Below are 13,878 nucleotides of genomic sequence, written 5' to 3'. Positions count from 1 at the left end.
GTTTAATGTTTTCCACGGAGCTTTCCGAAAGAGTCCTGATCCAGCCGTTTATGGCGGGCGCCGACACTCTAACAATTATTTCGGGCTACGCATCCCCAGCGACGATTATTGAGCACGTTAACCGGCTCAAGATTGCTCGTGGCATCACGGGTTCGGCTATACCCACGGTGTCCATTGACTTGCGCGTAGGCATGTTCGCGGCGGGCGGCACAACACGGCCGGAGCATGATGCCTTCGTGCGCCTGACTAGCCAGAAGATCGTGGACGGAGATCTGCGGGTCTCCTACTTTCCAGGACCACACGTAGTGCATTCCAAGGTTTACGTTTGGTCCGTTGCAGGCCGGCCCGCCGCTGCGTTTTCTGGCTCGGCCAATTACACGAACCCTGGGTTCAGCCTCCAGCGCACGGGGCAACAGAATGTGATGACTGAGGTAGACCCTGAAGAGGCACTCCAGTACTGCCAGGGCGAAGCGAACAAGCTCGTGCAATGTGCCGACGTCGACGACGAGACCAGAGATCGGTTGCCGCTCCGCCGGGAGAGGCCGTCAGAACTGGCATTAAACAGAATCTCGCATCCGTTGCCTGATGATCTTGACGGGGATGCCCAGTGGGTCGGAAAAACTTACAGCTTGTCCCTGCTAAAGAAGAACGGGGATGACTACGCTCCAGGCGGTGGAATCAACTGGGGATTGAGCCGCGGCCGTGCAAGTGAAGACGAGGCCTACATCTCCGTTCCGTCCTCGATTGGGCAGAGCGGCTTCTTTCCACCACGGAATGTAACTTTCGACATGGTGGGGGACGATTTGGAGCTCCTATCGGTGAGAATAGCTAGCGGCGACAATCCTTACGGGAAGGACTTGACGACCTCAGCGCCCAACTCGCACTTGGGGTCTTACATTCGCCGGCGTATGGGCCTTCCTTCCGGGGCGTTCATCGGCACGCAACAACTCGACCAGTACGGGCGCTCCGACATTGACGTCACCTACCTGGGGAACGGTCAATACACTCTCGACTTCTCCGTGCCGTAGCAGAACCCTGTCCTTGGTATGCCGCTAGGGGTGGAAACGGGCAGCTCCGGATTTAGCTGAGGACCCGGCCGGTGAAGACTCCGCCGGGCTTCTCGGCTGGTCCGGTACTTGAAGAATGCAAGTGCTCTTTCCCTGTAAATGACCGGTGCTGGGCGCCGATGACACTAAGTGGAGTGGTGGCGCTGGTGCTCGTCGACATCGGAAATGTGTGCTTTGAGGAATAGGCCCTGCATTCCCAGTTGGCGCAATCGAGTCTCTGTATCCGGCTACAGGGGCCGCATGTCTGCGGTTCGGTCAGGACTACTTTGCTTTGACTAGTCCGAACACCTCAGAAGTGGCGATCCCGCTCCCATATGTCGGGTATTGTTCCCCCAAGGCCTGCTGCTTGAGTGGGCTCGTAAGGTGAGGTCTGATGCGTTAATTGCACGAAAGACTTCAAAAGTCCGAGGGAGACACAGTCAAGTGCAGGACGAGGTTCTGGTACCTGGGGTAGAACTGCTGGAGTCGATGCGTTCAGTTGGGTATTCATTTGAATCTGCTATCGCCGACCTAGTCGATAACAGCATCACGGCTAAGGCGAAACGCATAGACATTGTCGGCGATCCGGTAGAGGCAAAGTTCGTCACCATCACGGATGACGGCGATGGAATGGACCCGGCGACCGCCCGGGCAGCTCTGAGGCTCGCAGGATCTGTGGGAAACGGCGTGCGGGACAATCAGGACCTTGGGCGATTCGGTCTGGGCTTGAAGACAGCTTCACTCTCTCAAGCTAGGCAACTCACCGTAGTTACGCGTAGGTCGGGAGTAACGACTGCCCTTCAGTGGGACATCGACCACGTGAAAGCGACCGGTCAATGGTCACTGCAGGTCTTGGATGATGTCGAGCTCGCGGATATTCCCGGAATTGAGGCATTTAGCGGGCGGAAAGCCGGCACAGTGGTCGTATGGCGGAACCTGGACTACCTCTTGGGTCGAGCGGATGACGCGGGGGGCGTGATGGCCGAGCGGTTGTCCGCCCTGCGGGACCGCCTGAGCCTCACGTTTCATCGGTTCCTTGAGGGGCGCAAGACAGAGCGTCTGCAGATAAGCGTCAATGGGGTGCTCGTTGTACCTGTGGACCCGTTCTTATCAGCCAACCCCAAGACGCAACGGACTCCCATGGAACGCATTGTTGTCGATGGACACAAAATAGAGGCTACCGCTTTTACGCTTCCCCATGCATCTGGAGTGACCGCAAAGGACCGCAAGCGTGCTGACTTGGGCGCCGATATGCGTGAATCCCAGGGCTTCTACGTCTACAGAAATCGGCGCTTAATTTCGCACGGACACTGGTACGGGCTGGCGAAGCGAGACGAACTGACAAAGCAGGCGAGGATCCGAGTCGACCTGCCCAACACTCTGGACCACCTGTGGCAACTGGACATCAAGAAATCACGTGCCGAGCCGCCGCAGGTCTTTAGAACTCATCTACGCCGCATCCTCAGCGGTGTGATCGCAAAAAGCAAGCGTGTACATACCTTCAGGGGCCGCAGGGAAGTCGATACAGAGATCGTGCGGATGTGGCAGAGGATTGTTGATCGGGACGGCTACCGATACGAGGTAAACAAGGAGCACCCCCTGGTCCTCGCACTGAGCGAGAACATTGATGCAGAGTCCAAGGTCACCCTAGCCCGCTTGCTTGCTGACCTTTCCGCAACTTTTCCCGCTGCAGACTTGTATGTTCACGCAGCTCAGAACGACCATCCCGTGCAAATCGCTGTCGATGTCGACGATGTGCGCGCCCGACTGCGAGGACTGAGGGATACTTATGCCTTCACCGGCGCACCGGCACAGATTGTGAAGGTCCTGGCAGCAATCGAACCATTTGACCGCGTAAATGACTTAGAAATCCTTGTTGATGCCGTTTGGAAGGAAGATTCGTGATCGAGCTGGACGCTGAGAAGCGGAAACTGTTGCGTGCGCTGAATGGCACCATGGTCGATGACGAGACAGTTGACCTAGACGAGGTACGGGCGCGGGCTATCGGAATGGCTCCATTTGTGGCCAAAGGGCTCGGCCCGGTGGATATCCAGTGGGTGGTCGACAGGGTGCTCGAACTGCATTCCGTTGAACTCAAAATAGGTATTGGCGTCATCAACAAGTCCACCTATCAGCCTTGGGTCGAAGCGCGGAAGGAAACTGTTGCCCGTGCCCGCTGGGATGCCTATGAGGAACTTCTCCTGCGACGGGAGTGGAGCCCGCGAGTTGTGGACAAACTGGATGCACAAACTGACAAAATTGTGGACCTGATGGGAGATCCCACAAAGGCCGGCGAGTGGGCTAGAAGGGGACTGGCCATCGGGGAAGTCCAATCAGGAAAAACAGCCACATATATTGGAGTTCTGAACAAGGCGATCGACTACGGCTACAAACTAATAGTTATAATTGGCGGGCACACCGAGGATTTGAGGCGGCAAACTCAACGCCGAGTGGACTCCGATTTGACTGGACTTGACTCTCTGTTCATGAGTGAGAATATCGCACAAGAGGCCACTATCCGAGTCGGCGTAGGACAAATAAATGAAACTCTCCAAGCAAATGTGCTGACCACGGCTCGGTCGGACTTCAATGCTGCAAGTAAACGAGCCGGGGTGGTTGCTTTTGGAGACACCCCAACAGTATTTGTCATAAAAAAGAACGCTAAAGTGCTCGCCAACCTCGCGGCCTACCTGAAACGTCAGGCGCCCCAAGGGCAACACACACTTCCGCTGGTGGTCATCGACGACGAGGCGGATTGGGCTTCAATCAACACGAAATCGGAAGATGAGGTTGCGGCTGTAAATAAAGGTATACGGCACCTTTTGTCCGCCTCGGCACGCAATTCTTACATGGGTATTACGGCTACTCCGTTCGCCAATGTACTCATTGACGACGAAGTTGAAGACGACCTGTTCCCACGCGACTATATCCAGTCCCTGGAGAGTCCTTCCAACTATCAAGGGATCGAGACTTATCTTGGCGGGGAAGCTGGCGCAACCAACCACCGTTCGATAATCACGGATGTATCAGACTGCCTTGAAATACTGCCTTTTTCGCACAAGCGTACGCGACTAGTCGATGCCCTGCCGGAAAGCATGTTGGAGGCATTGTCGGCGTTCTACGTTGGCACGGCAATCCGCCAAACACGCGAGGATGGGCCACGGCCGGCCGCAATGATGATTAACGTTTCGCGATTTAACGACGTGCAGGCCAAGATAGCGAGCTTGACTGAACTCGCCGTAGGTGACATAAATGCCGCCGTTCTTGCAGAGTTTGCGATGCCGGAGAACCGTGCCGAATCAATATCCACTGGGCGCTTGCGCCGCATGTTTGAACGCGAGTACTCGCAGTCTGGAGTTACTTGGTCTGAGGTTCGCCCCCATGTCCTCGCTGTTGCAGAAGGCATCCGTATCGAACTTGTAAACGGTTTGACGATGGCCGGACGAAACAAGCGGCTGAGCGGAATGTCGCGCGATGCCCGCTTCCAGGAATCCCTGAGACCCACAGTCTTTATCGGTGGCGACGTCTTGGCGCGCGGATTGACGTTGGACGGACTGCAAATCAGTTATTATGTGCGCCGAGCAGGGGCGGCGGATACTCTCCTCCAGATGGGACGCTGGTTTGGCTATCGGCCCCGGTATGAAGACCTCGTCCGAATCTGGATCGATGACGACGTTGTAAAATTGTTCAAGTACGTCGCCGAGCTCTCCTCGGACCTTCGGGCGTCGCTGAGGGAAATGAATGCCCTAGAGCTGACCCCCAAGGACTTCGGCCTGAAGATGCGTCGACATCCTGAATCATTCATGATCACTGCGGCGAACAAACAGAAGCACGGGGTCGCTTTCGAAGGCTTGATTTCTATACATGGCGCTACCTTCGAATCTCACATCCTGTCGTCTGATGCCGGGGATCGGGCTCGAAACCTGGAGGCTGTGAAGAAGTTTGCTGGCGAGGTTCATGCATTCGGGCCTGGGGAAGACCCCAAGGTGCGTTCCGGGCACCACCAGGTGTGGAGATCAGTACCGGCGGACCTCATAGAGCGTCTCTTCACCAAGTTCCGTGGGTACGACCACGAACCATTCTTTGGGCGAGCTAAGGGAGGGCAGGGGTCGGCCCAACTTGCGGCGTACCTAGCCGACGCTAAGAATGGCGATCTCTGGGACGTCGCATTCGTTAGCGGCAGCGGGGAGGATGCTTCGTTCGGCCCCATCACCGTTAAAACTAGCGTGCGTGACAGCATCTCTTGGGAGCTCGGAGCCAAGGTGTTGCGAATGGGTAATAGGCGCGTGGCTGCCGGTAGCGACCTCAAGAACGTACTCACAATTAAGAGTGCCCGGCGTTTGGAGCAGGAGTTGTCTGAGGATGAAAAACTCACGGAAGGAACGATCGCCCGTAACGCCCTTGAACGTCCAGTCATCCTGATCTATGCGATTACTTCCCGATCCACCGATCTGGAAGAGCGGATATCCGAAGACAATCCGCTGGTCGCTCTCAAAGTTGCGTTCCCAGGACTAACCGCGGAAGAAGAGTTGGCCGAGCTGGAACACGGACATGGCGCCAAGTTCATCGTCAACAAAGTCTTCGCTCGAATCAACTTCGGCATGCCGACTACTGAGGACGACGATGAGGTGGAGGAGTGAAAATCGAGGAGACACTGGCTCGCGTGTTGGCGAAGGGCGACAACCAGATCCTAGCCATGGAGCACCAATGGTTCACAGTCTTTGCCCAGAATGTGGGTGGCCGTCCGGCGATTGTTTTGGAACTGCGCGAGGCTCTTCCACAGTTCGTTGACGGTGCAAGGGGATTCACAGTCTTTATTGACGCCCGGGCCGATGGAACTAACTACTTACGAATCGCATCGACGGAAAAGGGGCTCCGGCCGGCTTTTTCAGCGTTGTGCCGGCATTTACTGAGCGAAAGTGGTAAGGCTGCATCATTTCACGGCGCCTTGGAAACATTCCTGAATGCCCTGGAGGGATTCCGTAAGCTCCTGGCGCGTCAGGTGGGGCGGTTGGGTGAAGACGGAATCCGTGGCCTATTCGCAGAGCTCATCATTTTGCGCCGCATGCTTGAGCTGGGACTTGAACCAATAACAGCCCTTCGGGCATGGCATGGCCCCTATGGAAATAGCAAAGACTTCATCTTCGTCTCCGGACACTGTGTGGAGGTGAAATCAGCGCACCGCCCGGCGACTCGGGTCAGGATTACCAGTGTGGAGCAACTCGAGACTCCGGATGTGACGCTACAGCTTGCTGTCGTACCGATAGAGCGGGCAGACCCCAATGACGACGGTGCTATTGCCCTCACATCACTCATAGGCTCGCTGACGGAGCAGGTAGGCAGTTCATTGGAAGCCCGGGAGTTGTGGGCGGACGCGTTGGACGCGACTAAGGTCGACCTCACTGACGACTACTACGGCGAATGGTGGTTCGTGCCAACTAATGAACTGGTGTTCGACGTCTGGGGAGATTTCCCGCGTGTCAGTGAGAAGTCGGTTCCGGTGGGCATATCGGACGTGTCCTACAGCCTGGATCTTGGCGCGCTTGAGCCTTACCTGAGCGTGCTGAGGCTGGAAAACTATTTGGAGCATTTGGGGCGAAATGAACGATTTTGAGAACGAACTTCGCAACAACATCGCCTTGAGGGCTGCAGGAGAATCTGAATTCCAGCTGTATGCGTTTGCCGATGAGCTCGCGGAACGACTAGAAGCTGCAGAAGTCGTGTTCGACGTTGCTATTGAGCCACTGCGCTGCACGGGCCGCCGTGGTCGAGTGTTGGAGATATTAGGTTACGCGGAGGACCATGCCGACGATTCCCTGGTTGTAATAGTGGGACTGCACTATGACGAGCCAGGGCGAGTCTTGACGATGACCGATGCAAAACGAATCTTCGCGTCTGGCGCTTCCTTCCTCGAGCATGCAGAGGACGGTTGGCTGACTGAAAATCTCGAGCCAAGTTCTCGCGAAGCCGAACATGCCTCTTACTTCGCCCAGCAGTTGAAGCGTGTGGACCGTCTCAAGTTCATCCTTGTGACGGATGGGACTATGAGCCAGCGCATCAAGACCATCCCAACGAATCAGGTGTGTGAGAAAGCTGCGTCGTACACAATTTGGGATGTTCGTCGATTTGAGGAACTTTCGCTCTCCGAAAGCGGCCGTGACGAGCTTGAAATTGATCTCACGCGATGGATACCAGACGGTTTGCCCTGTCTCGTGGGAGCGCAGAGTGGTGAGCACGCCAAGAGCTATTTGGCCGTTTTGCCGGGCAAGTTGCTAGCCGAAGTCTTCCAAGAATTCGGAAGCCAGCTACTCGAATCCAACGTACGTACGTTTCTGAGTGCGCGTGGCAAGGTCAACAAGGGGATCCAGTATACGCTTGCGCACGAACCCGAGATGTTCCTGGCCTACAACAATGGGCTTACGACCACGGCCACAGAAATCGACGTCGTCACGTCGGCCGGCAGCGGAAGAATTCGTTCCATACGGAACTGGCAAATTGTGAATGGAGGGCAGACCACCTCATCACTGTTGTACTTCCTGAAGCAGCAGGGACGTGAATTGGACGACGTATTCGTGCAGATGAAACTGGTCACTGTCGACGCGGATCAGGCCGGGAGCCTGGTCGCCAACATCTCTCGCTTTGCGAATAGCCAAAACAAGGTTAGCGAAGCTGACTTCTTCTCGAATAGTGAGTTCCATGTGCGACTTGAGCAGATCAGCCGACGGCTCAAGGCACCCGCGCAGGAGGGTGAGCAGTACCAAACCCGGTGGTTCTATGAACGCACACGTGGGCAATATGAAAACACTCGAAATGGTGGTTCCGCCAGCGATAAAAGAAAGTTCGACCTGGAGTACCCGAAACGACAGAAGGTGACAAAGACCGACTGGGCAAAGTATGCATTCTCTTGGTCTCAGAAGCCACACCTCGTGAGCAGAGGTGCGCAGAGCAATTTCACGGCTTATGCCGTTCTGGCAGACAAGGCTTGGGGTGATAGGCCTGACGAATTCGGTGACGCATACTTCCGGACGAACATCGCGAAAGCCATCATGTACAACGAACTGCGTTCATCCATCGTGAAGGAGCCGTGGCAGGGTACTGGCTACCTGGCTAACGTCGTGACGTACGCGATGTCCAAATTCTCATATGAGGTAGAGCGCCAGTTCCCTGGGTCCAAGTTCGATTTTGAGGCAGTATGGCAGCGACAAAAGCTGAGCAAGACAACACTGGATGCGCTTATATCCACTGCGCGCGCGATGCACGGCGTCCTGACGGACGAGGATCGGCCTCAGGACAACGTAACCCAATGGGCGAAGCAGGAAGCCTGCTGGAACCTTGCAAAACTAGCGCGAACTGAGTTGCCAGATGAACTGGCACGTGACTTGATTGCCGGCGTGAGCCTCAGCAGTCGTCAAGCAGAGGCACGAAAGCAACGCCAAATGGATACTGGCTTTGAGACGATAGAGCGGATGCTCAATGTTGCGCCGCACATTTGGGAGGAAGTCCTTTCCGAGGGCGGGCAGGCAGGAGTGATCAGCCCCACGGACAGGGATATTATCCTGACAGTCGCGCGACGAAAGCTGGTTCCGTCTGAAAGGCAGGCTGCACGACTTCTTAATGCTTTGGAAAAATGCGCGAGTGTTGCCCTAATCAGCCGTGCAGACTTCTGAATTGTTGGAAAATTGTGCCCCTGCCGTACCGCGTTCGCGCTACATTTGGCCTAAGGGAGAATCAGTCCAGACCTTTTGTTAGGGTTGAGGATACAGCTCTTGCAGTATCTTTAGCAGTTTTCGACCTTGACGCTCATCCAGCTGGATGACCTGGCTGACTTTAGGCGCGGATGCGCGATCGTCGGATCCGTAAGTGGCGAGATGCAGCACCCGTCCGCGGGTCTCGTCCTCGAATGCCTGATAAGTGCAGTCAACTTCGGTTGGATTCAATCGCACCGAAAGACGGCCGGGCTCTAAGCTACGAATAATTGCCATAGCTGAACACTAGCGTGGCTTTTGTGGTTGTTGGGGAATTGATTTGTGTCGTAACCGAAGAAGGGGTCCTTGGCCCTGCTGGGACAGGTGTCTAGCATTCGGCCAGGACCCTGGTGGTCGCGGTTCACGACTGGCTCGTAGATGGGCACCCGGCGCCGAGGGTCACCGCCGGCCGTGCCAGCGCTGGAACTGAGGGCCGCCTCCGTGTGCGTCCGTGGGCAGGGACGTCGTGGGGGCACCGACGGGTGCGCTTGATGGGGAGAGGGTCAGCAACTTCATCGTCAGCAAGCTCCGCAGGACCGGTTCGCGGAACGAGACGTCCGAACGACATGGCCAATGCAGTCCACTCGGAGACCAGGTGCTGACCCTGGCGGGCCCGACACCTCCGCCACCATCGCTGCGGTGAGTGACAGTGAGCCCCCGTCCATGGCCCAGACCGTCTCGAGCGTCGCCGTGTGCGGCCGGAACCGGCGGAAGAGGAAGTTCCTGAAGCCGCCCAGCAGCCATTTCTCCTGCTCCGCGCCGGTGATGGTGCGGTCCTCGGCCAGCCGCTCGGTGACGTTCTTCTTCCAGCCGTCGCCGGCCAGCTGATCGTCGCGGTACTGCCGGGTGGCCATCATGTGGAAGTTGGCCAGCTCGCCCCACTGGATGGTGCGGTAGATCTTCATGTCGAACCCGGCCGGCACGGAGGAGGCCCGAAGCGGCATGTTCTCGTAGTACGCCTGGAATGCGGCTGCCCGGCGCTGCCGGAACCCAAAACCGAGCCAAGGTGAAACGCTATTGGAATCTGCATTCAATGTCTGAGGCTATGGGTACAGTTGCGGACATGGGGACATCAGGTTTGCTCGAAGAGCGGTTCGTCGGCGATATTGAAGGCAGGTTCTTCATCCGGGCCTATCAGCGCGGGTACCGGTGGGGCGTTGAGGAGGTGACCCGTCTCCTCGACGATGTTGCCGAAAGCCGTGCGCAATCGTCGTACTATCTGCAGCCCATCGTCGTGAAACGCATGGCCGACGGTCGCTGGGAACTCGTGGACGGCCAGCAGCGACTCACCACGCTGTTCCTGATCCTGCAGGACATTCGCCGATCGTTACCGTCGGTGAGCGCGCAGTTTGAGCTCGAGTATGAGACCCGCGTCGGAAGCCAGGATTACCTGAAGGACCCAGATGAGGTCGGAAGCAGGCAGAACATCGACTTCTTCCACATCCACAAGGCTGCTTCTACGATCAGATCGTGGTTCGAGGCACTGGGGTCTGGCGAGACTCAGGCGGCAATCGACTTCTACACGGATCTGTCGCGTCGCGTGAAGGTGATCTGGTACGAGGCACCCGCGGCGACGGATTCCACTGATTTGTTCACGCGGCTGAACATAGGTCGCATCCCATTGACGGACGCCGAACTGGTCAAGGCGCTCCTACTGACCCGCGCCAAGGGGTCGATAGGTCAGCCCGACCGGTCGCAGGAGATCGCCGCGCAGTGGGACGCACTCGAGCGCGATCTCCGGACGCCCGAGGTTTGGGCATTCGTTACGGGTCACGCGAACAGCCACGCGAATCACATAAGCCTGCTGCTCGATACCCTTGCAGGCGGGCCGACCGGACGCGAGCGTACGCCCTTCAAAACGTTTGGTACGCTCCGAGCCGAGATCGATGCCAACTACAAGACTTTCTGGAACAGAGTCATTGACCTCCATTCCCTGATCCTCGGCTGGTTCGAGGACCGAAACGTGTTCCATAAGGTCGGTTATTTGGTCGCGACAAGGACCCCTTTTGGTGAACTCGTTGTTGCCGCGGAGGGCAAGACCAGGAGCAGCTTCGAAACGACACTCGACGACAGGATCAAGACGAAATTGGCCCTGACGGATACAGCACTATCCGGGCTCTCCTACGAGAGCGCGGCGGGACGGGAGAAGGCGTCGCAGGCACTGCTCTTGATGAACGTCGAAACAATTCGCAAAATGCAACATTCCTCGGAGCGCTATTCATTCCGTGCGCACGCGGCCGGCACGTGGTCGCTGGAGCACATCCACGCACAGAATGCCGAAGCACTCAATACAGGCGAGCAATGGTCGAGCTGGCTCCGATTGCACCGTGACGCGCTAGTTGGTTTGCCGCTCGACGAGAGCCGTCGTCGCGACATTATCCGTCGGATCGACGACGCGATCCCAACGATCAGTCGGGAAACGTTTCGGGAGCTGGAGCGCGAAGTCAACAGGATCTTTTCTTCCGGTGATGAGGGTGCGGAGGGTGACGTGCACGTCATTGACAATCTTGCTCTTCTCGACAGCCGAGACAATAGCGCGCTGAGTAACGCGGTCTTCGAAGTAAAGCGGCTTGAAATACTCCGAAGGGACCGCGTGGGTTCGTATATCCCCGTGTGTACACGAAATGTGTTCCTGAAGTACTACACAGACGAGAGTGCCCAGCAGGTCCACTTTTGGGGCGCATCGGATCGTCGCGCCTATCTCGACGCATTCCGCCATGAAATCGGCGCGTATCTGACGGAAGAAGTGAGCGAAGCGTGAGTACCCCAAGCCGGTCCACGACGTTCACCGGCCTCTTCTTGCCCAACGGCGCTGATGAGATTCAAGCGATCGAGATCCCGCTGATTCAGCGGGACTACGCGCAGGGCCGCGAAAGTGTCGCTGTCGACGAGATCCGCAAGAACTTCATTGACGTTCTGCACTTGGCCGTCGCCGGGGAGAAACCTGCTCCGGTCGACCTTGACTTCGTCTACGGCGAAGTGAAGTCCGGTGTGCTGGAGCCTCTCGACGGTCAGCAGCGGCTCACCACGTTGTTTCTGCTGCACTGGTATCTCGCGTCGCGAGCGGGAGAGCTTCGTTCTTCTCAGGCATGGATGAAGTTCTCCTACGCCACTCGGCCGAGTGCACGGCTATTCTGCGAACGGCTTGTGATGTCCCCGCTGCCAGACACTGTTGAGCAGCCGTCAGCATGGGTCACTGATCAGCCGTGGTACCTCTTCGTCTGGCGCCACGATCCAACAATCCAGTCCATGCTTGTCATGCTCGACGCAATTCACATGCAATTTCGGACGGCGGACGCCAAGATGGCCTGGGCGCGGCTCGTAGACCCGATCGAGCCGGCGGTGACCTTCCTCTTGCTCGCACCGCCTGACATGGGCTCGGCTGCGGACCTCTACATCAAGATGAACTCACGTGGGAAGCCTCTGACTGAGTTCGAAAACTTCAAAGCGCATTTTGAGAAATCTATCGAGTCCACCGACCGCGCCGAGAAGTTTTCGCTAAATGTTGACGGCGCGTGGTCAGACTTACTCTGGGGATTCCGCGGCGACGACGACCTGGTCGACGACGAATTCATGCGCTACATCGGCTTCATCACCGAGTTGTGCGAGTGGCTCGCTCCTGACGTCGACGTTCGTGAGGGTCGCGAACGTCTCAGCCGTCGCACTGAGCGGGTGTTTGGTGGGGCCAATCCCAAGCGGGCAGAATCATTGGACTTGCTGTTTAAGGCGTTCGACGTATGGGTTGGCCGCGACGTCGACGGGGTATTTAGCGGGCTCTTCAGAGGTATCACCGAGCGGCAGGACGGGGTTAAATCCGACCGAATTGCGCTGTTCTTCCGAGACCAGCGGATCAACTTGTTCGACGCGTGCTGCCGCGCCTTCGGAGATACAAGCGGCAGAACAAGGATCTTCACGTTCGGGCAGAGCCTCCTGCTCTATGCGGTACTCCTCCATCTCATGTACGAGACAGACGCGCTCCGGGCCCGGATCCGCTCCTTGCGTAATCTCATAGAAGCTTCCACGAATGAGCTACGCGTTGACCGGATGCCTAGGTTGCTCCGGGACGTCGAACGACTTGTTCGAAACGGCGCTCTCGGCGAAATTGACAGCTTCAACAAGCAGCAGGTTGAGGACGAACTGCTGAAAAGCGAGTTCCTGGCCGCAAACCCCGAGCTCAATGAGACGCTTCATCGCTTGGAAGACCATAACCTTCTGCGTGGGTCGATCGGCGCCTTCTGGCTAGATCCGGCGAAGTTCGATGCTCGGTCAGACGCGTTCCTTCGCCTGGCGTCAGAGCCCGAGTCCTGGCTCGAGGCCACTGGTGCGCTCCTAGCGGCCGGCGAGTATCAACGGACGACAAACAATAGAAAGTTTCAATTCGGAACAGGGTCCAAGCGTTTCGAAAATGCATGGCGAGAACTGCTCACCGGCGCAGACCGTGAGGCCCTCTCCGCAACGCGCTCCGCTCTTGCCAAGCTCCTAGACGCCATCGATGATGGCGACGACTTGAAGCCGACGCTAGTGGCAGTGCAATCCGAATGGCTCGCCCAGCGTGAATCGGAGCTCGACTTCGACTGGCGGTACTACCTGGTGAAATACTCGACCATGCGTGAAGGCGGCTCGGGAATCTACTACTCAGAAGGCGGAGCGCTGGGATACTCGCTGTGCATGCTCCGCGGTGGTACAAGCACGCTCAATAGTAGGTACCGGGATCCCTACCTCCTCGCAATTTGGCGTAATCTCGGTAACCCAAACGACGTCGAAGACCCTTGGTTCACCGGACATGAGACCGTTCCGCGATGGCTGCGGCTCACGCGCAGCGGTATCGGGGTTCGCTCAGTCGCCACAGGGTTTGAACTGTCAGGACCTGCGCGGGACGATTTCGCGGGGCTGTACGATTCGCTCCGGCGCCAGCTCGGTGCGTCGCAGGGCGGCATCATCGAGATCAAACAGATGGACGGAATCGACACGGTTGACCGCATCGCGATCGGAACAGACATTGTGCGGCGGCTTCTTGACGCGGGACTGTGATGACCAGATCCTCCACAAAGTTCTGAGTCGCGACTCGATGCAAGCAAATAACAACG

General features: G+C 57.2%; 8 protein-coding genes and 1 pseudogene. 7 read left to right on the top strand and 2 right to left on the bottom strand.

From position 1 onward, the window contains the following. The first annotated feature begins 5 nt into the window (after window positions 1-5). The 5 genes from AC1DXI_RS17500 to AC1DXI_RS17480 all read left to right on the top strand — a co-directional run bounded on the left by AC1DXI_RS17500 (window position 6) and on the right by AC1DXI_RS17480 (window position 8,713). Window positions 6-1,028: a restriction endonuclease PLD domain-containing protein gene (locus tag AC1DXI_RS17500; protein WP_476939658.1), complete on the top strand. Its 1,023-nt coding sequence runs from the start codon at window positions 6-8 to the stop codon at window positions 1,026-1,028. 462 nt (window positions 1,029-1,490) lie between these two features. Next, on the top strand, window positions 1,491-2,951 hold the full coding sequence (locus tag AC1DXI_RS17495; protein ID WP_476939657.1) for an ATP-binding protein: 1,461 nt from the start codon (window positions 1,491-1,493) through the stop codon (window positions 2,949-2,951). Then, window positions 2,948-5,686: a Z1 domain-containing protein gene (locus AC1DXI_RS17490; protein ID WP_476939656.1), complete on the top strand. Its 2,739-nt coding sequence runs from the start codon at window positions 2,948-2,950 to the stop codon at window positions 5,684-5,686. The genes AC1DXI_RS17495 and AC1DXI_RS17490 overlap by 4 nt, the downstream gene beginning before the upstream one ends. Further along, window positions 5,683-6,660 (top strand): PD-(D/E)XK motif protein, encoded by a 978-nt coding sequence (locus AC1DXI_RS17485; protein ID WP_476939655.1) that lies wholly within the window; start codon window positions 5,683-5,685, stop codon window positions 6,658-6,660. Before AC1DXI_RS17490 ends, AC1DXI_RS17485 begins: the two co-directional genes overlap by 4 nt. Continuing rightward, the gene (locus AC1DXI_RS17480; protein ID WP_476939654.1) at window positions 6,647-8,713 is read left to right on the top strand and encodes an AIPR family protein; all 2,067 of its coding nucleotides are present in this window, start codon (window positions 6,647-6,649) and stop codon (window positions 8,711-8,713) included. Before AC1DXI_RS17485 ends, AC1DXI_RS17480 begins: the two co-directional genes overlap by 14 nt. 78 nt (window positions 8,714-8,791) lie before the next feature. Here AC1DXI_RS17480 and AC1DXI_RS17475 read toward each other — a convergent pair whose 3' ends face one another. After that, on the bottom strand, window positions 8,792-9,028 hold the full coding sequence (locus AC1DXI_RS17475; RefSeq protein WP_476939653.1) for a hypothetical protein: 237 nt from the start codon (window positions 9,026-9,028) through the stop codon (window positions 8,792-8,794). 482 nt (window positions 9,029-9,510) lie between these two features. Next, a pseudogene (locus tag AC1DXI_RS17470) lies at window positions 9,511-9,780 on the bottom strand (alkaline phosphatase D family protein); the annotation flags it as partial. A gap of 74 nt (window positions 9,781-9,854) precedes the next feature. Here AC1DXI_RS17470 and AC1DXI_RS17465 point away from each other — a divergent pair. Together AC1DXI_RS17465 and AC1DXI_RS17460 are read left to right on the top strand one after the other, a co-directional pair. Then, entirely contained in the window at window positions 9,855-11,552 is a 1,698-nt protein-coding gene (locus AC1DXI_RS17465; RefSeq protein ID WP_476939652.1) for a DUF262 domain-containing protein, read from the top strand. Beyond that, a complete protein-coding gene (locus AC1DXI_RS17460) occupies window positions 11,549-13,822 on the top strand; it encodes a DUF262 domain-containing protein (protein ID WP_476939651.1) in 2,274 nt (757 codons plus the stop codon). Before AC1DXI_RS17465 ends, AC1DXI_RS17460 begins: the two co-directional genes overlap by 4 nt. Window positions 13,823-13,878 lie beyond the last annotated feature (56 nt).

Source organism: Arthrobacter sp. P1_H7 (assembly GCF_056405215.1).
The sequence above is the reverse complement of the archived record's forward strand: the minus strand, read 5'-3'. Positions and strand labels throughout refer to the sequence as shown.